We start from the raw sequence: 26,263 nt of genomic DNA on the forward strand, positions 1-26,263 counted from the left end.
AGGAGGACAGGATGAAATTAAGAAAAGAATTGGATGAAATATCAGAGATTGTTGATAAGATAGTATCTTCTATCTGCATTGTATTGACAGCCATAATGTTTGTTGCGGTACTTTATCAGGTGTTTGGACGTTATGTAATATCGACGTCTATTGCATGGACAGAAGAGACTGCTAGATATTGTATGATTTGGTTGGCTTTTCTTGGTGCGAGCATGTTGGTTCGGTCCTCAGAAAATTCGGCAGTAACATTTATCATAGATAAGTGTTCTGCTAAGAAACGCAGAATTTTGAATATTGTGATTCAGGGATTCATGCTTATCTTTATGCTAACAATATTTATTATTTCCCTAGATCAGACACAGTATAGTCTCAATGAAATATCGCCGGCTTTACGGATCAGCATGTTCATACCAAAATCAAGTATTTTGTTTGGAAGTTTGCTGGTATCTTTACAACTGGTCTGGAAAATTATTGATTCAACATTAGAAATGAAAGAAGAATGGGAGGGGGAAAAGTAGAGTGTTTCAGTTTGGAATTATCATGGTGATCTTGATAGGGACAATTTTAATAGGAATTCCTATATCGTATTCCATGGGAATTACGGGTTTGATTTACATTTTAATTACAAATGCATCATATATTGCAATCATACCAAATCGACTTTATGAAGGTGTTAATCAGTTTCAGCTTTTGGCAATTCCCTTCTTCTTATTAGCTGCAGATATTATGATAAATGCGGATATTTCTGGAAAACTGTTTCGTTTTGTGAAACTGTTTGTTGGAAGATTTCGTGGAGGCCTAGCCTATGTTAATGTAATTGTAAGTATGGTATTTGGAAGTGTTTCAGGAACGGCACTAGGTGATATTGCAGCACTGGGAAAAGTAGAAATGGATGCAATGGATGAAGAGGGATATGATAAGGACTTTTCGTGTGCACTAACAGCAGCATCATCACTTCAGAGTCCATTGATCCCGCCAAGTAATATTGCAGTATTATATGCCAGCGTCATGGGACTTTCTGTTGGAGCATTATTTCTTGCTGGGCTTTTACCAGGAGTTATGCTCGGAATGGCACAAATTCTATACATTATTGCAGTGAGAGATAAAAAAAACTTCCCGGCATGTAATGAGAAATATAGAGGTTCTCAAATAAAATCAATTATTCTTAACGGATTAATTACTTTAGGAATGCCGTTTATTATTATTGGAGGAGTGTTGGGTGGATATTTTACAGCAACAGAGTCAGCTAATATTGCATGTGTATATTCGTTGCTTTTAGGAATCATCGTATATAGAAATTATCATCTGAAAGATTTTAAAAAAGCACTGGAAAATGTAGCACACCAAATGGCAAATATCTTTTTGATCATAGCATTTGCTTCTGTATTTGCCTGGATTATGGGAATGGAACGCATCCCAGAACAAATAGCAGAATTGTTGCTCGGACTTTCAAGTAATAAGTACATATTGTTACTCTTGGTCAATATCTTCTTATTGTTAGTTGGTATGTTTATGGACACAGGTGCAGCAATTATACTTTTTGCACCAATATTAGCGCCTATTATGTATGAAGTAGGAGTGCACCCGGTTCATTTTGCAGTAGTAGTTTTATTGAATCTTACATTAGGATTGATAACACCGCCGGTTGGAGTTGTACTTTATTCGGCAACTGCTGTTGGAAAAAGAAAATTCGAGGATGTGGTAAAATCATTGATTCCATTTTTGATTATTTCTTTTAGTGTACTTGCAATTGTATGTTTGATTCCAGCCTGCACGTTGTTATTACCTGGAATGTTCGGATTCCTGTAAGTTTGGAGGTTAGAAATGAAAGTATTGATATCATTGGGGAAAAGTTTTTATGAGATCTTTCCAGATTTGGGAACCTGGTTGAAACAAGCTGGATTAGAAGTGGTAGAGCAAGTATCAAGTGATCAGGAACCATCGAAAGAAGTGATCAAAAAGTTAGTGTCAGATGTAGATATCTATATAGTGGGGATTGATAAGATTGACCATGAGGTTATAGATGCTGCACCAAAACTAAAGCTAATTATTAAGCATGGAGTTGGATACGATAATATTGATCTGGATTATGCAAAGAAAAAAGGTATAGCAGTAACTTTTGCAAGAGGATGTAATGCACAAAGTGTAGCTGAATTAGCAGTTGCATTGATGCTATCGGTATCTAGGGGAATTCCTGCAAAAAATGAAGAAATAAAGCATGGTGGATGGAGCTTGTTTATGGGTTCAGAACTAAACGGGAAGCAATTGGGATTAGTAGGTTACGGAAATATTGGAAGTCGAGTTGCAAAAATTACTCAGGCTTTTGGAATGGAAGTGACGGCTTATGATCCATATATAGAATCTGAAGTACTAGAAAAAGCAGGGATAAAGAAAGGTAGTCTGGAAGAAGTTTTAAGCCAGTCGGATTTTATTTCTCTTCATGCTCCAGCAACAAAAGAAAATGAAAATCTGATTAGAGCTGAGACATTACAATTGATGAAATCTTCAGCATATTTGATAAACACAGCAAGAGGAGCTCTGGTAAATGAGCAGGATTTAAAAAATGCAATTTTAGAAAAAAGAATTGCTGGGGCTGCTATGGATGTGTTTTGCACCGAACCACCTGAAAAAGAACTGGTTTGCTTGGAAAAAATAGTTTGTACTCCTCATTTAGGAGCATGTACAGTTGATAGTGCGAGAAGACTTTCAGATATTTCATATGAAAATGTAATGAATTATGTAAATAACCGGCCACTAAAAAATAGGTTGGTATAAAATAGGAGGAATATATTATGTCAATGAAACCGCAGGAAATGAAAGAACACACAAAAGGTATTTTCCATCTGTCGTTAACTCCATTTGATAAAAATGGGAATCTGGATATACCAGCATTAAAGCAAAGTATAAGAATGGTTACTGAAAATCCATTGTTGGAAAATGAGGACGTGGTCTTTCTTGCACTTGGGACCACCGGTGAATTTTATGCAATGTCTGAGGAAGAAAATAAAAAAGTAATTGATGTTGTTACACAGGAAGTAAATGGAAAATTCCCTGTGATGATTGGAACAGGACGAGCTGGAACTAGAAACACGATTGAAATTTCCAAATATGCACAGGAAGCAGGCGCAGATGGTCTGTTAGTAATTCCACCATATTATACAATGCCGACTACAGATGGGGTCATTCGACATTTTGAATCTGTTGCTGAATCTGTTGATATTGGAATCACAATTTACAACAATCCGGCAGCAAGTAAGTTATGGCTTCCGGCACCGGTAATTAAAAGACTGTCAAAAGTTGATAATATTATTGGATTAAAAGAAAATACAAATAACCCAATGGCATTTTTAGGGATGTTACAGACAATTGATGAAAAAGATATGGCAGTTTTTGCAGGACTTGGACATTTTATGTATCAGTTTATGTGTTTCCATGGATGCAAAGGCTTTGTTACAGAAATGTTAAATTATGCACCGCATTTAGCAGTAGACTTATACCATGCAGGACTTGAAAAGGATGCAGCTAAAGTCCGTGAAGTGGCAGATAAGATGAATCTTTTCTGGAATTGGGTATTCCGACTTGCTGCAAAGCATTCTTTAATTCCATCAGCAGTACATCCAATGAATCAGCTGCCGAATGATATGCCGTATTATCAGGCTGCAAACAAAGCAGCAGCGCAGCTGTGTGGTATGCCATCAGGTGCAGCTCGTGCTCCGATGGAGAACATTCCAGAAGAAGAGATTCCGGAACTGCGTCAGATTTTAAAAGAGATGGGTTGCAATGTAGTTGCATAGCATTATCGAAGTTAATTCTACATAAGTCATTATGTAGATCGTTCTATAAGGAAAATAGGAGATTTCCCGGGTTGACAAACCCGGGAAATCTTTTTATCATGGATAGATAATGGAGTTTATACTTGCATGAAAAACGGCTGCCGACGAGAAGGCGCGGCGGCTAAGGAAAAGGAGATTGCAAACAATGGCAAAAGACAAGAAGTTAGTAGAAGGCATCACTTCCATGGACGTGGATTTCGCCCAGTGGTACACCGATGTCGTGAAGAAAGCGGAGCTGTGTGATTATACCAGCGTAAAGGGATGCATGGTGATCAAACCGGCTGGCTATGCGATCTGGGAAAATATTCAGAAAGAGCTTGACCGCAGATTTAAGGAGACAGGTGTAGAGAATGTATATCTGCCGATGCTGATCCCGGAGAGTCTGCTTCAGAAAGAGAAAGATCATGTAGAAGGTTTTGCACCGGAGGTTGCATGGGTAACTCATGGTGGACTGGAGCCGCTGCAGGAGCGTATGTGTATCCGTCCGACTTCTGAGACTCTGTTCTGTGATTTTTATCAGAAAGAGGTTCATTCCTACAGAGATCTTCCGAAAGTATATAATCAGTGGTGTTCTGTACTTCGTTGGGAGAAGACGACCAGACCGTTCCTTCGTTCCAGAGAGTTCCTGTGGCAGGAAGGACATACGGTTCATGCAACGGAGGAAGATGCAGAGGCACGTACTCAGCAGATGCTGAATGTATATGCTGATTTTTGCGAGCAGGTGCTTGCAATGCCGGTGATCAAAGGTCGCAAAACGGATAAGGAAAAATTTGCAGGAGCAACTGCAACTTATACGATCGAGGCACTGATGCATGACGGAAAAGCACTGCAGTCAGGTACCAGCCATAACTTCGGTGATGGATTTGCACGTGCATTTGGCATTCAGTTTACGGATAAAGATAATCAGCTGAAGTATGTACATCAGACTTCCTGGGGTGTGACTACCCGTCTGATCGGTGCAATCATCATGGTTCATGGTGATGATTCCGGTCTGGTGCTGCCGCCGCGGATCGCTCCGGTACAGACTATGATCATTCCGGTTGCACAGCACAAGGAAGGTGTTCTTGACAAAGCATATGAGCTGAGAGATAAGCTGGCTCGTCAGTTTAAGGTAAAAGTTGATGATTCCGAGAAATCTCCGGGATGGAAATTCGCAGAGCAGGAGATTAAAGGAATCCCGACCCGTATTGAGATCGGTCCGAAGGATATTGAGGCAAATCAGGCCGTGATCGTTCGCCGTGATACCAGAGAAAAGATCGTGGTATCCTTAGATGAGATCGAGACCAAGCTGGGTGAGATTCTTGAGACTATGCAGCATGATATGCTGGAGAAGGCAAGAGCACACAGAGATTCTCATACGTATGATGCAACTACTTATGAAGAGTTCGTAGAGACTATCAATAACAAACCGGGATTTGTAAGAGCTATGTGGTGTGGAGATCAGGCTTGTGAGGATAAGATCAAGGAAGATACCACCGCTACCAGCCGCTGCATGCCGTTTGAGCAGCATCAGCTGTCTGATAAATGTGTCTGCTGTGGAAGACCGGCGAAAAAAATGGTATATTGGGGCAAAGCATACTAAGTCGATGCCTGTAAAACTGTAATTTGCGTCCCGGCTTCTGAGAAGGAAGCCGGGATGTTTTGTTCACAGGGAAATACGCAGATGTGTGAAATTGTGAATACTGAAAATAAACGGAATATGATTACAAGGAGTCAGAATGTATAGAATTGACGTTCCGGAAAAAGTTGAACATATTATAGATACTTTGACTGCGGCAGGGCATGAAGCCTATGCAGTCGGCGGCTGTGTGCGCGATGCACTGCTGGGAAGAGAACCTGCAGACTGGGATATTACCACATCCGCATCTCCCTATGAGGTAAAGGCATTGTTTTCCAGGACCATCGATACCGGGATCCAGCATGGAACGGTGACAGTCATGCTGGGAAAAGAAGGATTTGAGGTGACCACTTACCGGGTGGATGGAGAGTATGAGGATTGCCGTCATCCCAAGGAAGTGAAGTTTACCAAGAGTCTGCTGGAGGATCTGAAGCGCCGGGATTTTACGATCAATGCCATGGCCTACAATCCTGCAGAAGGATTGATCGATGAGTTTGACGGAGCAGGAGATCTGAAACGTGGGATCATTCGCTGTGTGGGTGATGCGGAAGCACGTTTTGGAGAAGATGCGCTGCGTATGATGCGTGCGGTGCGGTTTGGTGCTCAGCTGGGATTTGAACTGGAAGAGCAGACCAGGGAAGCTGTAAAAAAACTGTGTGAAAATCTTCGAAAAGTCAGTGCTGAGCGGATCCAGACAGAGCTGGTGAAGATGCTGGTGTCCCCACATCCTGACCGGATCCTGGAAGCCTGGGAGCTGGGCATCACCGGTGTAATGCTGCCGGAGTTTGATGCATGTATGGCATGTATGCAGAATAATCCTCATCATATGGATACAGTGGGTGAGCATATTGCAAACGCTCTGCAATATGTGGAACCGGACAAGGTACTGCGTCTGAGCATGTTGCTCCATGATATAGGAAAACCACAGACGAAGACTACAGATGCCAATGGAATCGATCATTTTTATGGGCATGCTCAGGTTGGCGAAGAGCTGACAGCAAAGATTCTGCGCCGCCTGAAGTTTGATAATGATACCATCCGTAATGTGAGAAGACTGGTACTTCATCACGATGACCGGCCAGCCACCACGTCATCCAGTGTGCGCCGCGCTGCCAATCGGATCGGAGCGGATCTGTTTCCGCTGTATCTGAACGTGTGCCGGGCAGATATCTTGGCACAGACAAAAGAGACACAGGAATCCAAACTTCAGAACTTGTCTGAGATCGAATCAATCTATGAGCAGATTCTGGAAAAGCAGCAATGCTTTACATTGAAGCAGCTTGCTGTGACTGGCCGTGACCTGATCGCGGAAGGAATCCCGGCAGGTCCTCGCCTGGGTGAGATCCTCGAAAAACTTCTGGAAGAAGTGCTGGAAGAACCCGAGAAAAATGAGCGTGAGTGGCTTATGAGCCGGGCGCTGGAAATTTATCAAGAGAATATAAATTTATAAAAATGAAGCTGACATGCTGTGAAGGTGTGTCAGCTTTTGTTCTGGAAAAATGTGTGTTGATTTCTTCGATGTTGATCCAGAACACGTTGCATTGCCTTCCTGCATTCGCCACAGATCAGCTTGTGAAGGGGACGTCCGCAGTCCCGGTACTTTTTGAAATCAAGCCGTCAGGCGCAGATTGAAAATTAGTACCGCTGGATCGAGGACTTAGCGCAAGCGGTCCCTCTGAACAAGCTGTCTGAGGCGGGTGACGGAGGTGTTGCATGCTTTTTTGGAAAAACCTGCATAACCCCATCCTTTCCTTCATAAGATAGAAGGTACGAAATGCCGATATATGGGGGGACTTCTATGAATGAGAGAGATCTGCAGGTTCTGGAGCAATATCCGTTTTCTGTAAATGCAAGCTGGCGGGTGCGCGGTGCATTTTTGCTGGATAGCAGCGAGGGGCGTCTGCTGATCCGGGAGTTCTCCGGCAGTGCCGCCAAAGTAGAGAAAGAGCAGCAGCTTCTGGCGCATCTGAAGGCATGCGGTCATCGGACAGATCAGATCATCGCCGATGCTGAAGGAAGGTTGGTGACTGTTTACCGGGAATATCTGAATTATCTTGTCAAAGAATCGCCGGAGGGACGGGAATGTGACACCCGCAGTGAGAGTGAGATCCTGGCGGCGGTGTCACTGCTGGCAGCACTCCATCGGGATATGAAACAGGTGCCGGGATTCGAGCAGAAGGATGTGGAGCGTCTTGCAGGAATTGATGCCAGAGAAGAGCTGGCGCGGCATAATCAGGAGCTTCGGAAGATCTATACGTTTGTCCGCAGGAAGAACCGCAAAAATGAATTTGAGGCAGCCTATATCCAGTGCTTTTCATCCATTCGTGAGGAAGCTGAGCGGGCAGAACGTCTGCTGAAAGAGACTTCCTATGAGGCTCTGCGCAGGCAGGCATTGGAAGAAGGGCAGATCTGCCATGGCGAATACATTCATCATAACCTGCTGGTGGCAGGCGGGCATATGACCGTGATCAATTTTGAAAAATTTTCTGTGGATGTGCAGATGAACGACCTCTACCTGTTCATGAGAAAGGTATTGGAAAAGCAGAACTATGATGCCAGACTTGGCCGGAAAATGCTGAAAACATATAGCGAGGTCCGGCCACTCAGAGAGGAAGAACGGGAATACCTGGGAATCCGTCTGCTGTATCCGGAGAAATTCTGGAAACTGGCAAATTACTACTATAATACCAACAAAGCATGGATTCCGGGCAAGCATATGGAGAAACTTGAGAAATTCCTTGCACAAAGGGAAAAAAGAGTTTCTTTTTCATATGAATTATTATATAATAATCCCAGAAAATACGAAAAATCAGGGAGGTAGTTGTGCAAAATGGACTATAAAGCAATCTATGAGGAATGGCTTTCCAATCCGTATTTTGACGAAGCCACAAAAGCTGAACTGCGTGCGATCGCAGATGATGACAAAGAGATAAAGGAACGTTTCTACAAGGATCTGGAATTTGGAACGGCGGGCTTGCGCGGAATTATCGGTGCAGGTATTAACCGTATGAACATCTATGTAGTACGCAGAGCGACCCAGGGACTTGCAAATTATATTATCAAGCAGGGAGGACAGGGAAAAGGCGTAGCAATTGCTTATGATTCCCGTCATATGTCTCCGGAGTTTGCTGAGGAAGCGGCTCTGACACTGGCAGCAAATGGAATTAAAGCATACAAATTCGAGTCTTTAAGACCAACACCGGAGCTGTCATTTGCAGTACGTGAGCTTGGCTGTATCGCAGGTCTTAATATTACTGCCAGCCACAATCCGCCAGAGTACAATGGATACAAAGTATACTGGGAGGATGGAGCACAGTTTACTCCGCCTCATGATAAAGGCGTTACCGCAGAGGTACTGGCGATCACGGATCTGTCTACGGTGAAGACTATGAGCCGTGAAGCTGCCATTGCAGCAGGCAAATATGAGATCATCGGACAGGCGATCGATGATAAATTCATTGCACATGTAAAAGCACAGGTAGTAAATCAGGATGCCATTGATAAAATGCAGAAAGACATCCGCATCGTTTACACCCCGCTTCATGGTACCGGAAATATCCCGGCAAGACGTGCGCTTAAAGAGCTTGGATTTGAAAATGTATATGTTGTAAAAGAGCAGGAGCTTCCAGACGGAGATTTCCCGACTGTCAGCTATCCGAACCCGGAGGCTGCAGAAGCTTTTACGCTGGGACTGAAGCTTGCAAAAGAAGTGGATGCAGATCTGGTGCTGGCAACTGACCCGGATGCAGACCGTCTTGGAGTCTATGTAAAAGATACAAAATCAGGAGAATATATTCCGCTGACCGGTAATATGTCAGGTTCTCTGCTCTGCGACTATGTGCTGAGCCAGAAGAAGGCTGCAGGCAAGATCCCGGCAGATGGACAGGTTGTGAAATCCATCGTAACCACCAATCTGGTAGATGCGATTGCAGCATCCTATGACTGTGAACTGATAGAGGTTCTGACAGGATTCAAATACATCGGACAGCAGATCCTGAAAGATGAGCAGACCGGAAAAGGAACGTATCTGTTCGGAATGGAAGAGTCCTACGGCTGTCTGATTGGTACATACGCAAGAGACAAGGATGCCATCTCCGCAACGGTTGCTCTCTGCGAGGCAGCGGCTTACTACAAGACTAAAAATATGACGCTGTGGGATGCTATGGTTGCTCTCTATGAGAAATACGGCTACTACAAGGACGCAGTGAAATCTATCGAACTCAAAGGGATTGAAGGACTTGCAAAGATTCAAGAGATCCTTGAGACTCTGAGAAATAATACGCCGGTCAGAATTGGTGACTATCATGTAGTATCTGCAAGAGACTACAAGCTGGATACGATCAAAGATATGAAGACTGGTGAAGTAAAACCGACCGGCCTTCCGGCATCCAATGTACTTTACTATGATCTGAACGATGGCGCATGGCTGTGCGTAAGACCGTCAGGTACAGAGCCGAAGGTAAAATTCTACTATGGTGTCAAAGGTACTTCTCTGGAGGATGCAGACAAGAAGAGTGCTGCAATGGGAGAAGAAGTACTGGCGATGATCCAGAAGATGCTGTAAGAAGATGTACAGTTACGAAGAACTGGTGGGGATCATCGCTGAACTGCGCAGTGACCATGGCTGTCCATGGGACAAGGCTCAGACCCATGAGAGCATGATCTCCTGTCTTAGAAATGAATGTGAAGAAGTTGTGGAGGCTATTGAGCAGAAGGATCCGGAGAATCTCTGCGAAGAGCTGGGGGACGTATTGCTGCAGGTACTGCTTCATGCACAGATCGCCAAAGAGGAAGGTCTCTTTACGATGGATGACGTGATAAATGGTCTGGCGGAGAAGATGATCCGCCGTCATCCACATGTATTTGGCGACGAAGAATATGGTTCCGACGAGCAGAATCAGGCTCGCTGGGAGGAAATCAAGCGGCAGGAAAAGGAGGCAAAACGGAATCGAAAAACCGCGGAACTCCAAGGGAAACCGCTTGACAAACAGTAGGAAAACCGGTATAACTATGATACGTGTTGTACACAATAAATGAAAATATTCCAGGAGGAAAATAAAATCATGAACAAAGCAGAACTGATCGCAGCAGTTGCAGAGAACGCTGAGCTTACAAAGAAAGATGCAGAGAAAGCTGTAAAAGCATTTATCGAGGTTGTTACTGATGAATTAAAGAAAGGTGAGAAAGTTCAGGTTGTTGGATTCGGTACCTTCGAGGTAGCTGAGAGAGCAGCAAGAGAGGGAAGAAACCCGCATACTGGTGAGCCGATGCCGATCGCAGCTTCCAAAGCCCCGAAGTTCAAAGCTGGTAAAGCACTGAAAGATGCCCTGAACTAATACGACAGAGCATGAGATTAGATAAGTTTCTGAAAGTTTCCAGACTGATCAAGCGTCGGACAGTTGCCAATGAGGCCTGTGATGCAGGACGTGTTCTGGTAAACGATAAGACGGCGAAAGCTTCCCTGAACGTGAAGGAAGGGGATGTGATCGAGATCCAGTTCGGTACAAGAGCTGTAAAGGTGGAAGTGCTGGACGTGCAGGAGACCGTCAAAAAGGATGAAGCAAAAGAGCTTTACAGATATTTATAAGGTATAAATCTTAGGACCTCCTAATATATTTTAAGAGAATATATGGGAGGTCTTTTTGTATGGTAAAGATGGGAACTGTGGAAGATCACACACAGGCAAAAGGAGCGCACAAGCTGACGCTTTCGAATCGGCGGACAGCTGGTATCACTGGTGTGTCGGACGTGATCTCTTTTGATATATCGGAAGTGCTGCTGGAGACAGATATGGGCATGCTCAAGATCCAGGGAGCAGACCTTCATGTAAATCGGCTGACGCTGGAAAAAGGAGAGATCGATCTGGAGGGAAGGATCGACAGCATCCAGTATTCGGAAGTGTCAGACTTCAAAAAAGGCGGAGAGACATTATTGAACCGTCTGTTCCGGTAAGCCTATGGGGAGTGACGGAATTGTCAGAGAACTGCAGTTTTTTGGACTGGCCATGCTGCGAGGTGCGTTGATCCTGGCATTGTACGACTTGCTCAGGATCACTCGAAGGCTGATTCCCCATGGTGTCTGGCTGATAGCGGTTCAGGATCTTCTGTACTGGATCTGCACTGCATTTTTAATCTTTGCACTGTTGTATCGGGAAAATGACGGAGCAGTCCGCGGGTATGCATTATTTGCGGTGGCGGCGGGCATGATCGTCTATTATTATCTGATAGGAAGATGGATCGTGGAACCCATATCAGGTATTTTGAAGACAGTGTTGGAATTTTTCCTAAGGCCTGCTGGAACGGTGGCTCGTAAAGTAGTACAAGTCGGGAAAATCACAGGACATTTCTACAAAAACAAATTGAAAAATAAACTCAGAGAGTTTATAATTATTTTATTCTCATAGGAGGAAAGACGGATGACAGCGAAGACAAGAAGCAGACGTATTCGGGATCAGAGAAAGCACCTGAGAGCCATGGGTATTTTATTGATCGTCATGGCTGTTTTTTGTGTGACTGCAATTGGAAGTCTTCAGCTGAAACAGAAGAATCAGACTTATCAGAACAGAGAGGCGGCACTGGAAAAGCAGATCGCCGATGAGACGGAACGAAGCAAAGAGATCGAAGATCTTGAGACCTATACAAAGACAAAGAAATATGTGGAAGATGTAGCCAAAGAAAAGCTCGGACTGGTTTATGAGGATGAGATCCTTTTCAAGGCATCAGGTAAATAAGACATGAAGCTCCTGCTCAGACAGGAGCTTTTTTATGTCGAAAAATTATTTTTTCGAGCCGATTCCAAATGACAAAGCTCGCAAAGACAGATTCTTATAGTATCTACACAAACCGCAGCGTTTGTTCTGCATGCGGCGGAATAAGGATATGGAGGAGAGTTGTCATGGAATGGACAAAGTATGTGTTGGCGTGTACGCTGGGAGTGTGTATGCTGATCCTGTTTGGCAGGAGAGACGAAGGAAGAGATAAGTGGATCTTTGGACTGGCGGTGGGTGGAAGTCTGGCAGCCATGGAGCTGACGGTGGAATATATGTACCACAAGGAACTGTGGGTCATGGCTTCCAGTGTGATGAAGAGTCTGGCACTGTTTTCGTTGATCGTGCTGGCAGGTTATGGGTGGGAATGGATCCGCAGCCATAAAAGAGAAGACAGTGAGCAGGAACCGGTGCATCCGGTCCGACAATGGATCGAAGAGTATCAGGAGAGTTTTGCTCAGCTTTCCCGCAGCTTTTGCATGACACCCCAGATGACGCCGGTGACAGACAGAGGAGAGTTATTGTTTCAGCAGAGGCTGGCAGAAAACCGGATCGCAGCAGCCGGGCAGATCCGGGAAATGGGTTCCATACTGGAAGGAGCCATGGAACGGATCTATGGGACAAAAGAAGATGTGCCGCTGGAGCAGGAGATTGGAAAGCGGCTTCGCTTTATGGGAATAACATTGATCCAGGTGTTTTTTTACAGTCCCGGCGGACGAAAGCGACAAGTCTATGTGACCATGCATACGAAGCGTAAGATCTGCGTGCCGGTAAAGAAAGTGGCGGCGGTATTGTCAGAACTGACGGACTGTGAGATGATGCCTGCCAGAGACAGCCGGACATTTGTCAGTCAGGAGAAAGTGACGGTATTGTTTGTGGAGGCCACTGCTTATCAGGTGTTGTACGGAATCAAGAAAGTGACGAAACCGGGAGAGGCAGTCTCCGGGGATAATTTCTCCGTATTCTGGCTGCCGGAAGGACGGTTTGTGGCAGGACTCTCTGATGGGATGGGGTCAGGACTTCAAGCCTGCGGGCAGAGTGAGACAGTGCTGGATCTGATGGAACAGTTTCTGGAGGCGGGATTTTCCAGAGAGACAGCAGTGCGGATGATCAATTCGTCCATTGTGCTGCAGCCGGAACCACATATATTTTCCACAGTAGATCTGGCTTCCATTGATCTTTATACAGGAATTTGCGAATTTCTGAAGATTGGATCTGCCGCCAGCTTTATCCGGCGGGAACGGAATGTGGAATGTATCCGTGGGACAGGTCTGCCGGCAGGGATCAGCAGTGAACTGCCCTTAGATCCTTATCGGGTACGGATCTATGATGGAAATCTGTTGTTTCTCATGACGGACGGGGTGCTGGGAGCATTGCCGGAAGGGCAGGAAGAGGCGGTCATGAAGGATCTGATCTGGAATCTTCCGCCGGGAACCCCTTCTGAGATGGCGGCACGGCTCATGGAACAGGTACAGACATATGGAAAGGCAGCGGATGATATGACCATTCTGGTGGTCGGAATCTGGAAGCGGTAGTGCGGCTTGCTTTTTTGCGTGGAATTTGTGATAATATTCAGAGTCATGCACATGCCAGTAAATATGTGGCTCTGAATAATTCAGAGCCATGCACATGCCCGTAAAGCAATGAGCATAGAAACTACAGGAGTTCAGTCACATGCAGGAGAAAGTATTTGCCTATCTGAGACAATGGAATATGGTCAAGCCCGGGGACACCGTGCTGGTGGGATTTTCCGGCGGTGCGGACTCAACAGCACTTCTGCAATTATTGTGGAACTATGGGAAGCGGATTCCGCTTCAGCTGGAAGCAGTTCATGTAAATCATGGGATCCGTGGGGCAGAGGCACTGCGAGATCAACAGTTTTGTGAGCAGTTCTGTCAGGAGAGAAATATTTCGTTCACTGTGGTACAGGAGGATGTGCCTGCCCAGGCAGCCAGAGATGGCTTAAGTCTTGAGGAAGCCGGGCGAAATGCAAGACGGCGGGTGTTTGGGCATCTCGCTGAGAAATGTCAGGCATCGGTGATCGCGTTGGCGCATCATCAGCGAGATCAGGCAGAGACCATGCTGTTCCGGCTTATGCGTGGTACAGGGCTTCGGGGACTGTGCGGTATGCGTCCGGTCAATGGAAATTATATCCGGCCGCTTCTGTGTGTGGATCGGCCGCAGATTGAGCAGTACCTGTTGGAAGAGGGGATCCGCTGGGTGGAGGACGGCACCAATCAGGAGCTGGATTATACGAGAAATCAGATCCGGCATGGATTACTTGCGCCTATGGAACAGGTCATGCCAGGCTGTGTGGCCCGCATGGCAGGAACAGCAGCAAGATTGTCGGAAGTGGAATCGTATCTGGAACAGGAACTTCACAAAGCAGAAGAACAGTATCTGCAGATGGAGAAGGACTGTATCCGAATTCGGCTGGAGGCATTTGACGAGCTGCATTCGGCCATGCAGAAGATGCTGGTGCGGCGCGCACTGGAACATCTGCCCGGAGGCCTTCGGGATGTGGAGGCATTTCATGTGGAGCAGATCTGCCTGCTGGCATATGGAAAACGGGGGAGCAGGATACTGCTGCCATCGAAGAACACAGCAGTGCTGGAATATGACGGTATTGTACTGAAGCAAGGATACGGCATCAACCGGGATGACGGTATTATTTTCTGCGGAAGGACAGGAACGTATGAATTCCAGGGAGCACGATATGAAGTGACCGTGGAAAACAGGGACAAAAATCAGGAAATTCCTGTAAATTGCTATACGAAGTGGTTTGATTATGATAAAATCAGACAAGAAGTTGTTCTGCGGACAAGACGCCCTGGAGACTATCTGTCAACCGGACCTGGGGCGCATAAGAAGCTGAAGGATTATCTGATTGACAATAAAGTTCCAAGAGAGAGCAGAGACGGGCTGACCGTTCTGGCAGACGGAAATCATATTTTGTGGGTCGTCGGTATGAGGATCAGTGAAGAATATAAGATCACAGAACAGACCAAAATAGTATTGAAAATACAACAGATAAGAGATGGAGGAATAAAGGATGGAGAAACATCATATTGAAGTAATGCTTCCGGAAGAGAAAGTTGACGCAAGAATCCGTGAGATTGGTGAGCAGATCAGCAGAGAATATGCTGGAAAGAGTGTACATCTGATCTGCATTTTAAAGGGAAGTGTATATTTTACCTGCGAACTGGCAAAAAGAATTACTGTACCGGTAACCATGGATTTCATGCAGTGTTCCAGCTATGGCGGAGACACCAAGTCCAGCGGAATCGTTCGTATTGTCAAAGATCTGGATGAGAACATTGAAGGAAAAGAAGTGATCATTATCGAGGATATCATTGATTCCGGCCGTACTCTGAGTCATCTGAAGAAGCTTCTCGGTCAGAGAAATCCGGCAAGTCTTAAGATCTGTACGCTTCTTGACAAACCGGAGCGCAGAGTCGTAGATGTGGATGTGGAGTATGTAGGATTTCAGATCGAAGATAAATTTGTAGTCGGTTACGGACTGGATTATGACCAGCAGTACCGCAATCTGCCATACATCGGTGTGGTGGAATTTGACTGACAGGAGGATAAGGAGACTTGAACAGACAGTGGAGAGGAATCGGTACTTATCTGATGGTTTTGGCACTGGTCTGCATGCTGTTGGCTTTTTTTGACGAGCAGAGACAGAACAGTGTATCATACAGCTATCCGCAGTTTACCAAAGCGGTGGAGGAAGACCAGATTCAAAGTGCCAGTATTCAGCCCAACCAGGAGACACCGACAGGTACGGTAACTTACCAGTTAAAGGACGGCACCCAGAAGGTGACTCAGATCCTGGATACAGAGAAGACCAGCGAGCTTCTGGATGACGCTGGTGTTGCTTATGATATTGCGGAAGTAAAGCAGCCGGGATTTTTTGAGACTTATGGAACAACATTGCTTTTAGGCGGTATCATGCTGTTCTATATTGTCATGACCATGAGCAGAAACAGTGGCGGTGGGAATGCCAGAATGCTGGATTTTGGAAAGAGCCGTGCACAGATGACTGCCGGTGATGATGTGAAGAAAGGCTTCCAGGATGTGGCAGGTCTGGAAGAGGAAAAAGGCGAACTGGAGGAGATCGTGGACTTCCTTCGGAACCCGGGACGCTATACGAAGGTAGGGGCGCGTATTCCAAAAGGCGTACTGTTAGTAGGCCCTCCGGGAACTGGTAAGACCCTGATCGCAAAGGCTGTTGCCGGTGAAGCAGGCGTGCCGTTTTTCAGCATTTCTGGATCTGACTTTGTGGAAATGTTTGTCGGCGTGGGAGCATCCCGTGTAAGAGATCTGTTTACTACAGCCAAGAAAAATGCGCCCTGTATCGTATTTATTGATGAAATCGATGCGGTAGCGAGACGTCGCGGTACTGGTATGGGCGGCGGACATGATGAGCGTGAGCAGACGTTGAACCAGCTCCTTGTGGAGATGGACGGATTTGGTGTTAACGAAGGCATTATCGTTATGGCAGCAACTAACCGTGTGGATATTCTAGATCCGGCGATCTTAAGACCGGGACGTTTTGACCGGAAGATTCCGGTAAGTCGTCCGGATGTGAAAGGCCGCGAGGAGATTCTGAAGGTTCATGCAAAGAATAAGCCGCTTGGAGATGATGTGGATCTGCATCAGATCGCTCAGACCACAGCCGGATTCACCGGAGCGGATCTGGAAAATCTGTTAAATGAGGCTGCTATTGTTGCAGCAAAGGACACCAGAGCGTATATCAAGCAGGAGGATATCCGTAAAGCATTTATTAAAGTAGGTATCGGCGCAGAGAAGAAGAGCCGTGTGATCTCTGAAAAAGAGAAGAAGATCACAGCATACCATGAGGCAGGACATGCGATCCTGTTCCATGTGCTGCCGGATGTGGGACCGGTCTATACGGTATCCATTATTCCGACGGGTATGGGAGCTGCCGGATATACCATGCCGCTTCCAGAGCGGGATGATATGTTCAGCACCAAAGGGAAGATGCTGCAGGATATTACGGTAGATCTTGGTGGACGTGTGGCAGAGGAACTGATCTTTGGAGATATTACGACAGGTGCATCTCAGGATATCAAGCAGGCGACTGCGCTTGCAAGAGCCATGGTGACTCAGTATGGTATGTCTGAGAGGCTGGGTCTGATCAACTATGGAAATGATGAGGACGAAGTATTTATTGGACGTGACCTGGCGCATACCAGATCCTACGGCGAGACCGTGGCCGGTGAGATCGACAGCGAAGTGAAACGGATCGTGGATGAGTGTTATGCAAATGCCAGAAAGATCATCAGCGAATATCGCCCGGTACTGGATTCCTGTGCAGCACTTTTGCTGGAAAAGGAAAAGATCACTCGAGAAGAATTTGAAGCACTTTTTGTGCAAAGTGAATAAAAATGAATTGACATTTTTGTGAACTTTGTGCAGACTTCGGCGGGGAATTGTGATACTATAATTACTGTAAAAACCCCCAATACATTATATAGTTTTGCTACACCCCATAAGAAACAAGAAATACCTTCTCCTAAAAAAGACAGCACACCCCCCGCTGTCTTTTTTGCTGTCCTTTTTTGGAAAATGGTTGTTTTAAGTGGGCAGTGGGTATATCATAAGTAATAAGAGAACATGGGAAAGGGACCATCAACTATGGAAATGACACAGCAGACATTGAACAGGGAGGCACTGTTCAGTGATCAGAGCAAATATTATCAGAGCCCCTTTGAACCGCATTGCGGAGACCGGGTGACCGTAACACTCCGTACAGCAAAAGATAATGTGGATGAAGTCTATTTTATCAGCGGAAGCAGCCGTAATCTGATGAAGAAGACAGCATCCCGGGGATTATTTGATTACTACACCTATCGGACCGCACCTTTGATGAGTACAGTCCGTTATTATTTTGAAATTGATAAAGACAATGAAAGATGTTTTTATAATACTTTGGGAGTGACTACAGATCTTCAGAATGTGTATTCCTTCAAGCTGATTCCGGGATTTTCCACGCCGGAATGGGCGAAGGGTGCAGTCATGTACCAGATCTATACCGATCGTTTCTGCAACGGTGATCTGACCAATGACGTAGAGGATCGGGAATATATATATCTGAATGAGCCGGTTCATCAGGTGAAGGACTGGGAAACTCTGCCGGAATCTATGGATGTATGGCGCTTCTATGGCGGTGATCTCCAGGGAATCTGGAATAAGCTTGATTACCTGCAGAATCTGGGCGTGGAAGTTCTCTATCTGAATCCGATCTTTGTATCTCCTTCCAACCATAAATACGACAGCCAGGACTACGATTATGTAGATCCGCATCTTGGCGTGATCGTGGAAGATGGTGGGGAGTGTCTGGCAGAAGGTGACAAGGATAACACCCATGCGACCAAGTATCAGCAGCGGGTGGTAAATAAGAAAAATCTGGAAGCCAGCAATGAATTTTTTGCAAAATTTGTCCAGGAAGTACACAACAGGGGAATGAAGATCATTCTGGATGGCGTGTTCAATCATTGTGGCTCTTTTAATAAGTGGCTGGATAAAGAACGGATCTATGAACAGTCTGAGGATTATGAAAAAGGTGCGTATGTCTCCGAAGACAGTCCGTATCGCAGTTTTTTCCGGTTCAATAATGAGCATGAATGGCCCTATAATGAGTTCTATGAAGGCTGGTGGGGGCACAACACTCTGCCGAAGCTTAATTATGAGCAGTCCCCGGAACTGAAGGAATACATTCTTAATATCGGACGAAAATGGGTCAGAGAGCCTTACAATGTAGATGGATGGCGTCTTGACGTGGCAGCTGATCTTGGTTTTACAGAAGAATACAATCACAAATTCTGGAAGGAATTCCGGGCAGCTGTGAAAGCAGAACGGCCAGATGCGCTGATCCTTGCAGAGCATTACGGAGATACCAGCCGTTGGCTGGGTGGAGATGAGTGGGATACGGTCATGAATTATGATGCGTTCATGGAGCCGATTACCTGGTTTTTGACTGGCATGGAGAAGCACAGCGAATCCCGCAGAGATGACCTCTATGGAAATGCAGAAGCATTCAAGAATTCCATGATCTACAATATGGCTCATATGCCGGGACCGTCCCTGCAGACAGCCATGAATGAGTTGTCCAACCACGATCATTCCCGGTTCCTGACCAGAACCAACCGCCGGGTGGGAAGAATGAATACATTGGGTTCTGATGCGGCATCTCAGGGGATTGATAAAGGTGTCATGAGAGAGGCTGTTGTCATGCAGATGACCTGGGTGGGAGCACCGACTGTTTATTATGGAGATGAGGCCGGCGTGTGCGGATTCACAGACCCGGATAACCGTCGGACCTATCCCTGGGGAAAAGAGGATCAGGAGCTGCTGTCCTTCCACAAGGAAGCGATCTGTATCCATAAAGACAATCCAGTACTGACGTATGGCTCCACTTGTTTCTTGTCACTGGAGCATCAGCTCTTAAGCTATGGCCGGTTTGATGAGGAAAATCAGATCGTAGTGGTAGTCAACAATTCCAGAGAAGAGCGGGAAGTGAATATTCCGGTGTGGAAAGCATCCGTTCCGCCGTTTTGTACCATGGAACGTCTGATGCTGACTCTGGAAAATGGATTCAGCACCAACGATGCGGTCTATGGAGTGCGGAATGGAATTCTGTATCTGAAGCTTCCGCCAGTCTGTTCAATGATATTGAAAACATTGTAAAGTAAGCTCCCTGTAACATTCAAAGTGGAGAGAAGGTGAAACGATGGAGAAAAAATGGTGGCATGGCAAGATTGCCTGTCAGGTCTATCCGAAAAGTTATTATGATTCCAATAGAGATGGAATTGGAGATCTCCAGGGAATTATCTCTAAACTTGATTATCTGAAAGCATTGGGCATTGATATTGTCTGGCTGTCACCGGTCTATCGTTCGCCGTTTGTAGATCAGGGATATGACATCTCTGATTATTATGAGATCGCGCCGGAGTTTGGAACCATGGAGGATTTTGATACGCTGCTTGCAGAGATGAAGAAGCGCGGCATGTATCTGGTTATGGATCTGGTGGTGAACCACTGCTCCAGCGAACATAAGTGGTTTCAGGAAGCCATCCGTAATCCAGAAGGTCCTTATGGGAAATATTTTTATTTCCGAAAAGGGAAGGATGGTCATGCGCCATCCAATTATCGCTCCTATTTTGGCGGGAGTATGTGGGAACCGGTGCCTGGCAGAGAAGACCTGTACTATTATCATGCATTTGCCAAAGAACAGCCAGATCTGAACTGGTACTGCCCGGAACTGCGGAATAAGATCTATGAGATGATCAACTGGTGGCTGGAAAAAGGAGTTGCCGGATTTCGTATTGATGCCATTATCAATATTCAGAAGGATACCACATTTCCTGATTATCCGGCGGATGGGCCGGATGGCTTATGTTCTGCGGATACCGTGGTTTCCCGTGCATCTGGCATCGGAGAGATGCTGGAGGAGCTAAAGGTGCATACCTTCCAGAAATATGATGCGTTCACCGTAGGTGAAGTATTTAACATGAAGGAAGAAGAACTTCAGGAATTTATCGGAGAACAGGGGCATTTCTCTACGATGTTTGATTTTTCCCAGCACCTGCTGACTGCAGGGGAACATGGCTGGTATGAGCAGAGACCGTTCTGCTTTGAAGCCTGGAGGGATGCATTATTTACGGCCCAGGAAAAGGCTGCATCTGTGGGATTTCTTTCAAATATTATTGAAAATCACGACGAACCGAGAGGTGCCAGCACATTCCTGCCAGACTATGCACAGAATGACGATGGAGTGAAAATGCTGGCAACAGCCAGTCTTCTGCTTCGGGGCGTGCCATTTATCTATCAGGGACAGGAAATCGGCATGCGAAACTTTAAGGCTCGGTCCATTGAGGAATTTGATGATCTGAATACGAAGGATCAGTATGAGCTGGCGCTTCGAATGGGCTGCACAGAGCAGGAGGCGCTTGTCTGCTGTAATCGCATGAGTCGCGACAATGCCAGAAGACCTATGCAGTGGAATACAGAAGACAATGCGGGATTTACCACAGGAACGCCCTGGCTGAAGGTTAATCCTGATTATACGAAGATCAATGTACAGGGACAGGAGAGCGATCCTGACTCTGTGCTCAATTATTATAGAAAGCTGACTGCCCTTCGCAAAGATCCAAGATATGTGCAGACATTTACTTATGGACGATTTGTGCCAGTACGGGAACGGATTCCGGAGCAGGTGCTGGCTTATCTTCGGGAGGATGAGCAGCAGAAGATTCTGGTGCTTGGAAACTGGAGCGAGCAGACCGTGAAGGTTTCACTGGAGAATGCTGTAAAAGAGGTACTGCTCAACAATCAGAAAGCATTCCGAATCAATGAAAAGGGCCAGGTAGAACTTCAGAGCTGTCAGGCGCTTGTGCTTTTGCTATAACTGTGTAAAAGCAGTTTGCAAAATTTTTTTAAAAAAACTTAAAAAAAGCACTTGACTTTTCAAAAGACCCGTAGTAGAATACTCATTGTTGCGAAACGAAAGCGACAATAACCCGAAAGGGTTCACATATATGCGGGTGTAGTTCAATGGTAGAACACTAGCCTTCCAAGCTAGATACGTGGGTTCGATTCCCATCACCCGCTTTACGCCGAAAGGCGTTTACATACAGTAAACAACCCGAAAGGGTTTTTATATATAGAAAGTAATCCAGAAAGGGTTTACATATATGCACGAGTGGCTCAGTGGTGGAGTATCGCCTTGCCAAGGCGAGGGTCGCGGGTTCGAATCCCGTCTCGTGCTCTGAGTTAAGAAAGAGATTTTGCTATAGCGGAATCTCTTTTTTTATGTTATCATACTGTTTCGGGTTATATATGTCATAGAGAGCGCATCGAGACAGCTTTGAAAATTATCCGGAAAAAAAGAAAAAGCCCTGGCGGGCTTAAATTTTCGAGGGAGTGGGGACTTTCTCAAGTCCCCTAAAGTGTTATGAATGAAATACTGATGTGTTCCTGTTACAAGTATTATAGTAACAGGAAAATGTGACCAAATTGTGGCGTACAAATAAAGGATTTATAAAAATCATTAAGAAGAAAGAAATAAATTATGAGGATTTTACTTACAGCAATCAATGCAAAATACATTCATTCCAATCTGGCAGTCTATAATCTGAAGGCAGTGACGGCCAAGTACGGAGATCAGATTGAGATCGCTGAGTACACGATCAATCAGCAGCCGGATGAGATCCTGGCAGATATTTATAAAAAGCAGCCGGATGTGATTGCCTTTTCTACTTATATCTGGAATCGGCGCATGGTGGGCGAACTGATTGAGGAACTGCCCAAAGTGTTGCCTCAGGCAGAAATCTGGGCGGGCGGTCCGGAAGTGTCCTATGATGCGGAAGCATTTCTTATGGAATATCCGAAAGTGCGCGGTGTCATGAGGGGAGAGGGTGAGACGGTATTTCCGGCACTTGCGTCACTATATATAGAAGGAACAGGTTCCTTTCAGACGATTGCCGGTATCACTTACCGGAATGATCAGGGAGAACTTCAGATCAATGAGGATGGTGCTCCGGCCAATATGGATGAACTTCCTTTTGTCTATGGTCACCTGGAAGATTTCTCTCATAAGATCATCTATTACGAGTCCAGCAGAGGTTGTCCGTTCCGTTGCGCGTACTGTCTGTCTTCTCTGGAGAAGAAGCTTCGATTCCGAAGCCTTGATCTGGTGAAGAAGGAACTGGGATTTTTCCTGCAGGCAAAGGTGCCTCAGGTGAAATTCCTGGATCGAACTTTTAACTGTAATCCCAGGCGGACTGTGGATCTGTGGCAGTGGATCCTGGATCACGATAATGGGATCACGAACTTCCATTTTGAAATTGCAGCGGATCTGATCACGGAAGAAGAACTGGCGATCATGGAGCAGATGCGGCCAGGGTTGATCCAGCTGGAGATTGGTGTGCAGTCTACGAATATGGAGACGGTTCATGAGATCGACCGCGTGATGGATCTTGATCTGGTCAGAAATGTGACTGCGAAGGTGAAGAGCTTTGGAAATATTCACCAGCATCTGGATCTGATCGCAGGACTTCCAGGGGAAGATCAGGAAAGCTTTCATAAATCATTTGATGATGTATTTGTCATGGAGCCGGAGCAGCTTCAGCTGGGTTTTTTAAAAGTGCTTCGGGGAACCAAGATCCATCGTATGGCACAGCAATATGGCATTGTCTGTCATGACAAGGCGCCTTATGAGGTGTTGTCAACGCCCTGGCTTCCCTATAAAGATCTGTTGCTCCTTAAAGGGGTGGAAGAGATGGTAGAGCTTTACTACAACAGCCATCAATATGAGAAGACTCTGGAAGAAATTTTGAAAAATTATGGATCGCCATTTGCATTTTTTGAGGAACTGGCGGAATTTTATGATCGAAAAGGTTACAGCAAGATCAGCCATTCACGGATGGCACGGTATGAGATCCTGCGAGAATTTATTTCTGAAAAAGACTGGGCAGATCCGGTCTACGATCAGTGTATGATCTTTGATCTGTATGCCAGAGAACGTCTGAAGAGCCGTCCGGCATTTGCAGCGGATCGGTCGCCTTATAAAGAACAGCTGCGGGAATATGAAAAGATTTATGGAAAGCAGGTGCATATTGAGATTTTCACAAGGGATAGTCAGCCGGTGTTTGTGCTGTTTGATTATGCCAGAAGAAATCCGCTGACCAACGATGCACATGTGGAGGTGCTGGGATGATCAGAGATTATATTGCAGTGGATGTGGAGACCACGGGCCTTAATCCGGCCAGAGACCGATTGCTGGAGATCGGAGCAGCACGGATCCTCAATGGAAAAGTAGAAGAGACCTACCAGACCTTTATTGATGCCGGAGTGGAAGTGCCGGAGCGGATCACAGAACTGACAGGGATCACCGATGAGATGCGATTAAGCGGTAAGCGACCAGAGCAGGCAATCCCGGAATTCCTGGAATTTTGTGGGGAGTTACCGATTCTTGGACATAATGTGTCCTTTGATTTTGGATTTTTGAAGCAGGCAGCGGTGAATCAGGGTCTGACTTTTGAACGGGAAGCTCTGGATACACTGAAGATTGCAAGAAAGCTGCTGCCAGATCTTCCGTCACGGAGACTGCCGGATCTGTGTGCCTATTATCAGGTAGATCCAGGCAATTCCCACCGGGCATTGGATGATGCGCTATCCACGCATTTTCTGCTGTGGCATATGTGGGAAGCGTTCAAAGAGACAGCTCCGGAAGAATTTACCCTTTATCCGCTGGTATATTCGGCTAAGAAGCAGAGTCCTATTGCAAAATCACAAAAAGCCTACTTGAATGATTTGCTGAAATATCATAGAATAGAAACAAATATCCGCATTGAGGATATGACGCGAAGTGAGGCTTCCCGTATGATCGATAAGATCATCCTTCAATATGGAAGGATCCCGGGGAGAGAGCGAAAGGAAAGAGAGAAGAGGATATGATGAATTTTTACGATCATAAAAACAGAAGGAAAATTGCGGCAGTCATTATTGCAATTGTGATTATTGCGATGATTCTTCCGCTTTTTACCTACGCAATGTAGGATGAGGAGGAGAGATTATGAAAAAATGGAAAGGAAGCCTTCTCCTGGCCATCTGTCTGCTTGCTATGGCAAGCTCCATGACAGTCTGCGCAGCAGGAGAGACGATTTTGAAAGGCGTCAGCATTGACAAGCTGGATGTGTCTGGCATGACCAGAGAAGAAGCACTGGCGGCGCTGGAATCTTATGAAAAAAATCTGGGCGGGCAGTCCATCAAGCTTGGAATCGGCGACAATGTGATAGAAGCAAAGCTGTCTGATCTTGGCGTAACATTTGACAATGAGGATCTGGTGGATGAGGCCATCGGAGTCGGTCATGCAGGAAATATTGTGAAGCGTTACAAAGATCAGAAGGATCTGCAGCATTCTGGCAAGACATTTCCGTTGAGCTGGCAGACTAATGAGGATACGGTCCGCACCTATGTGGAGAACAACTGCACAAAATACGACAAGAAAGCACAGAATGCATCCCTGACCCGTGAAAACGGAGCTTTTAATTTTGTGGCAGGAACGGAAGGACTGGAACTGAATGTGGATTCCGCAGTCAGAACCATTTCCGATTATCTGGAAAACAGCTGGACTTCTGACAATACGGAAGTGCTGAATCTTGAGATTCAGGTCACAGAACCGGAGGGAAGCGCAGAAGAACTGGCAAATATTAAAGATCTGCTGGGAAGCTTTACGACCAGCTTTTCTACTTCAGGTTCTAATCGTTGTAAAAATGTGAGCAGCGGTGCCAGTCATATCAATGGAACCGTTCTGTATCCGGGAGAAGAGTTCTCTGCTTATGAAACAGTTTCACCATTTACCGAGGCTAATGGTTATGCTATGGCTGGTTCCTATCTGAACGGTGAAGTTGTTGACAGTATGGGCGGTGGTATCTGTCAGGTATCCACGACTCTGTATAATGCTGTTCTGCGTGCAGAACTGAATGTGACAGAGCGTTCTCCGCATTCCATGACGGTCCATTATGTAGATCTGTCAGAAGATGCGGCAATCGCCGGAACCTATAAGGACTTTAAGTTTGTGAATTCGACAGAATATCCGATCTATATTGAGGGATATACCACATCCGATAAGAAGATCACCTTTAACATTTATGGGAAAGAGACCCGTGACAAGAACCGGACCATTTCGTTTGAGAGTCAGATGGTCAGCGAGACCCCGGCGACAACGATTCTTCAGGAAGATGCCGGACAGGGAATCGGATACAAGGCGGTCAGCAGCAAGGGAAGCTCCGGATATGTGGCAGAGCTTTATAAGATCGTGAAAGTAAATGGTGTGGAGACAGACCGTATAAAAGTTAATAAGAGTACTTATAAGGGCACTAATCGAGTGGTGACTTACGGAACAGCAGGAGATCCGACTTTATCGGAGAATCTGCGTGCAGCGATTGCCGCACAGGATGAAGCTCTGGCAGATGCCAATATAGCAGCGGCAGTACCTGCACAATAGGAGATCGT

General features: G+C 45.8%; 23 protein-coding genes and 2 tRNA genes. All 25 read left to right on the plus strand.

All coding sequences use genetic code 11. The features are described from left to right. Positions 1–11 precede the first annotated feature (11 nt). Entirely contained in the window at positions 12–518 is a 507-nt protein-coding gene (locus tag WMO62_RS06640) for a TRAP transporter small permease (RefSeq protein WP_349144213.1), read from the plus strand. A 1-nt stretch (position 519) separates the two neighbouring features. Beyond that, entirely contained in the window at positions 520–1,809 is a 1,290-nt protein-coding gene (locus WMO62_RS06645; RefSeq protein WP_349144214.1) for a TRAP transporter large permease, read from the plus strand. A gap of 15 nt (positions 1,810–1,824) precedes the next feature. Continuing rightward, complete coding sequence (locus WMO62_RS06650) at positions 1,825–2,775, plus strand: phosphoglycerate dehydrogenase (protein ID WP_349144215.1); 951 nt, start codon at positions 1,825–1,827, stop codon at positions 2,773–2,775. A 23-nt stretch (positions 2,776–2,798) separates the two neighbouring features. Then, positions 2,799–3,794, plus strand: coding sequence for a dihydrodipicolinate synthase family protein (locus tag WMO62_RS06655; RefSeq protein ID WP_349144216.1), 996 nt, complete (start codon positions 2,799–2,801; stop codon positions 3,792–3,794). Between the two features lie 184 nt (positions 3,795–3,978). After that, positions 3,979–5,415 carry a proline--tRNA ligase gene (proS, locus tag WMO62_RS06660; protein WP_117498808.1) on the plus strand — a complete coding sequence of 479 codons (1,437 nt, stop codon included), beginning with the start codon at positions 3,979–3,981 and terminating at the stop codon, positions 5,413–5,415. A gap of 136 nt (positions 5,416–5,551) precedes the next feature. Then, the gene (locus WMO62_RS06665; protein WP_349144217.1) at positions 5,552–6,901 is read left to right on the plus strand and encodes a CCA tRNA nucleotidyltransferase; all 1,350 of its coding nucleotides are present in this window, start codon (positions 5,552–5,554) and stop codon (positions 6,899–6,901) included. Positions 6,902–7,249: 348 nt separating this feature from the next. Further along, positions 7,250–8,272, plus strand: a complete 1,023-nt coding sequence (locus tag WMO62_RS06670; protein WP_349144218.1) for a CotS family spore coat protein — start codon at positions 7,250–7,252, stop codon at positions 8,270–8,272. Positions 8,273–8,281: 9 nt separating this feature from the next. Next, positions 8,282–10,015 carry a phospho-sugar mutase gene (locus tag WMO62_RS06675; protein WP_118627358.1) on the plus strand — a complete coding sequence of 578 codons (1,734 nt, stop codon included), beginning with the start codon at positions 8,282–8,284 and terminating at the stop codon, positions 10,013–10,015. A gap of 4 nt (positions 10,016–10,019) precedes the next feature. Further along, positions 10,020–10,445: a MazG family protein gene (locus WMO62_RS06680; RefSeq protein ID WP_117498823.1), complete on the plus strand. Its 426-nt coding sequence runs from the start codon at positions 10,020–10,022 to the stop codon at positions 10,443–10,445. A gap of 69 nt (positions 10,446–10,514) precedes the next feature. After that, a complete protein-coding gene (locus tag WMO62_RS06685; RefSeq protein ID WP_117498825.1) occupies positions 10,515–10,787 on the plus strand; it encodes an HU family DNA-binding protein in 273 nt (90 codons plus the stop codon). 11 nt (positions 10,788–10,798) lie between these two features. Beyond that, on the plus strand, positions 10,799–11,038 hold the full coding sequence (locus WMO62_RS06690; RefSeq protein WP_117498827.1) for an RNA-binding S4 domain-containing protein: 240 nt from the start codon (positions 10,799–10,801) through the stop codon (positions 11,036–11,038). Positions 11,039–11,097: 59 nt separating this feature from the next. Beyond that, a complete protein-coding gene (gene yabP / locus WMO62_RS06695) occupies positions 11,098–11,403 on the plus strand; it encodes a sporulation protein YabP (protein ID WP_349144219.1) in 306 nt (101 codons plus the stop codon). Positions 11,404–11,407: 4 nt separating this feature from the next. Further along, positions 11,408–11,854 carry a spore cortex biosynthesis protein YabQ gene (gene yabQ, locus WMO62_RS06700; protein WP_178755701.1) on the plus strand — a complete coding sequence of 149 codons (447 nt, stop codon included), beginning with the start codon at positions 11,408–11,410 and terminating at the stop codon, positions 11,852–11,854. A 12-nt stretch (positions 11,855–11,866) separates the two neighbouring features. After that, positions 11,867–12,181 carry a septum formation initiator family protein gene (locus WMO62_RS06705; RefSeq protein ID WP_349144220.1) on the plus strand — a complete coding sequence of 105 codons (315 nt, stop codon included), beginning with the start codon at positions 11,867–11,869 and terminating at the stop codon, positions 12,179–12,181. Between the two features lie 164 nt (positions 12,182–12,345). After that, a complete protein-coding gene (locus WMO62_RS06710; protein WP_349144221.1) occupies positions 12,346–13,752 on the plus strand; it encodes a SpoIIE family protein phosphatase in 1,407 nt (468 codons plus the stop codon). Between the two features lie 139 nt (positions 13,753–13,891). Then, positions 13,892–15,289 carry a tRNA lysidine(34) synthetase TilS gene (tilS, locus tag WMO62_RS06715; RefSeq protein WP_349144222.1) on the plus strand — a complete coding sequence of 466 codons (1,398 nt, stop codon included), beginning with the start codon at positions 13,892–13,894 and terminating at the stop codon, positions 15,287–15,289. Continuing rightward, positions 15,270–15,797, plus strand: a complete 528-nt coding sequence (gene hpt, locus WMO62_RS06720; RefSeq protein ID WP_118716820.1) for a hypoxanthine phosphoribosyltransferase — start codon at positions 15,270–15,272, stop codon at positions 15,795–15,797. Before tilS ends, hpt begins: the two co-directional genes overlap by 20 nt. A gap of 53 nt (positions 15,798–15,850) precedes the next feature. Next, positions 15,851–17,629, plus strand: coding sequence for an ATP-dependent zinc metalloprotease FtsH (gene ftsH, locus WMO62_RS06725; RefSeq protein ID WP_349144241.1), 1,779 nt, complete (start codon positions 15,851–15,853; stop codon positions 17,627–17,629). A gap of 252 nt (positions 17,630–17,881) precedes the next feature. After that, the gene (locus WMO62_RS06730; RefSeq protein ID WP_349144223.1) at positions 17,882–19,933 is read left to right on the plus strand and encodes a glycoside hydrolase family 13 protein; all 2,052 of its coding nucleotides are present in this window, start codon (positions 17,882–17,884) and stop codon (positions 19,931–19,933) included. A 43-nt stretch (positions 19,934–19,976) separates the two neighbouring features. Then, positions 19,977–21,653 (plus strand): glycoside hydrolase family 13 protein, encoded by a 1,677-nt coding sequence (locus tag WMO62_RS06735; protein WP_349144224.1) that lies wholly within the window; start codon positions 19,977–19,979, stop codon positions 21,651–21,653. A gap of 132 nt (positions 21,654–21,785) precedes the next feature. Continuing rightward, positions 21,786–21,856, plus strand: a tRNA-Gly gene (locus tag WMO62_RS06740). Between the two features lie 85 nt (positions 21,857–21,941). Further along, positions 21,942–22,013: transfer RNA gene (locus WMO62_RS06745), tRNA-Gly, on the plus strand. Positions 22,014–22,316: 303 nt separating this feature from the next. Next, positions 22,317–23,963, plus strand: coding sequence for a B12-binding domain-containing radical SAM protein (locus WMO62_RS06750; RefSeq protein ID WP_349144225.1), 1,647 nt, complete (start codon positions 22,317–22,319; stop codon positions 23,961–23,963). Continuing rightward, the gene (locus WMO62_RS06755) at positions 23,960–24,703 is read left to right on the plus strand and encodes a 3'-5' exonuclease (protein ID WP_118510987.1); all 744 of its coding nucleotides are present in this window, start codon (positions 23,960–23,962) and stop codon (positions 24,701–24,703) included. The genes WMO62_RS06750 and WMO62_RS06755 overlap by 4 nt, the downstream gene beginning before the upstream one ends. Positions 24,704–24,821: 118 nt before the next feature. Continuing rightward, positions 24,822–26,255, plus strand: coding sequence for a VanW family protein (locus WMO62_RS06760; protein WP_349144226.1), 1,434 nt, complete (start codon positions 24,822–24,824; stop codon positions 26,253–26,255). Positions 26,256–26,263: the final 8 nt, after the last annotated feature.

It is taken from the genome of Hominiventricola aquisgranensis (assembly GCF_040096225.1).
Classification (GTDB): domain Bacteria; phylum Bacillota; class Clostridia; order Lachnospirales; family Lachnospiraceae; genus Hominiventricola; species Hominiventricola aquisgranensis.

Bases quoted from the DNA above. Each gene is read 5' to 3' on its own strand.
- WMO62_RS06640 (WP_349144213.1), top strand. From the start codon at position 12: ATGAAATTAAGAAAAGAATTGGATGAAATATCAGAGATTGTTGATAAG.
- WMO62_RS06650 (WP_349144215.1), top strand. From the start codon at position 1,825: ATGAAAGTATTGATATCATTGGGGAAAAGTTTTTATGAGATCTTTCCA.
- WMO62_RS06655 (WP_349144216.1), top strand. From the start codon at position 2,799: ATGAAACCGCAGGAAATGAAAGAACACACAAAAGGTATTTTCCATCTG.
- proS (WP_117498808.1), top strand. From the start codon at position 3,979: ATGGCAAAAGACAAGAAGTTAGTAGAAGGCATCACTTCCATGGACGTG.
- WMO62_RS06665 (WP_349144217.1), top strand. From the start codon at position 5,552: ATGTATAGAATTGACGTTCCGGAAAAAGTTGAACATATTATAGATACT.
- WMO62_RS06670 (WP_349144218.1), top strand. From the start codon at position 7,250: ATGAATGAGAGAGATCTGCAGGTTCTGGAGCAATATCCGTTTTCTGTA.
- WMO62_RS06675 (WP_118627358.1), top strand. From the start codon at position 8,282: ATGGACTATAAAGCAATCTATGAGGAATGGCTTTCCAATCCGTATTTT.
- WMO62_RS06680 (WP_117498823.1), top strand. From the start codon at position 10,020: ATGTACAGTTACGAAGAACTGGTGGGGATCATCGCTGAACTGCGCAGT.
- WMO62_RS06685 (WP_117498825.1), top strand. From the start codon at position 10,515: ATGAACAAAGCAGAACTGATCGCAGCAGTTGCAGAGAACGCTGAGCTT.
- WMO62_RS06690 (WP_117498827.1), top strand. From the start codon at position 10,799: ATGAGATTAGATAAGTTTCTGAAAGTTTCCAGACTGATCAAGCGTCGG.
- yabP (WP_349144219.1), top strand. From the start codon at position 11,098: ATGGTAAAGATGGGAACTGTGGAAGATCACACACAGGCAAAAGGAGCG.
- yabQ (WP_178755701.1), top strand. From the start codon at position 11,408: ATGGGGAGTGACGGAATTGTCAGAGAACTGCAGTTTTTTGGACTGGCC.
- WMO62_RS06705 (WP_349144220.1), top strand. From the start codon at position 11,867: ATGACAGCGAAGACAAGAAGCAGACGTATTCGGGATCAGAGAAAGCAC.
- WMO62_RS06710 (WP_349144221.1), top strand. From the start codon at position 12,346: ATGGAATGGACAAAGTATGTGTTGGCGTGTACGCTGGGAGTGTGTATG.
- tilS (WP_349144222.1), top strand. From the start codon at position 13,892: ATGCAGGAGAAAGTATTTGCCTATCTGAGACAATGGAATATGGTCAAG.
- hpt (WP_118716820.1), top strand. From the start codon at position 15,270: ATGGAGAAACATCATATTGAAGTAATGCTTCCGGAAGAGAAAGTTGAC.
- ftsH (WP_349144241.1), top strand. From the start codon at position 15,851: ATGGTTTTGGCACTGGTCTGCATGCTGTTGGCTTTTTTTGACGAGCAG.
- WMO62_RS06730 (WP_349144223.1), top strand. From the start codon at position 17,882: ATGGAAATGACACAGCAGACATTGAACAGGGAGGCACTGTTCAGTGAT.
- WMO62_RS06735 (WP_349144224.1), top strand. From the start codon at position 19,977: ATGGAGAAAAAATGGTGGCATGGCAAGATTGCCTGTCAGGTCTATCCG.
- WMO62_RS06750 (WP_349144225.1), top strand. From the start codon at position 22,317: ATGAGGATTTTACTTACAGCAATCAATGCAAAATACATTCATTCCAAT.
- WMO62_RS06755 (WP_118510987.1), top strand. From the start codon at position 23,960: ATGATCAGAGATTATATTGCAGTGGATGTGGAGACCACGGGCCTTAAT.
- WMO62_RS06760 (WP_349144226.1), top strand. From the start codon at position 24,822: ATGAAAAAATGGAAAGGAAGCCTTCTCCTGGCCATCTGTCTGCTTGCT.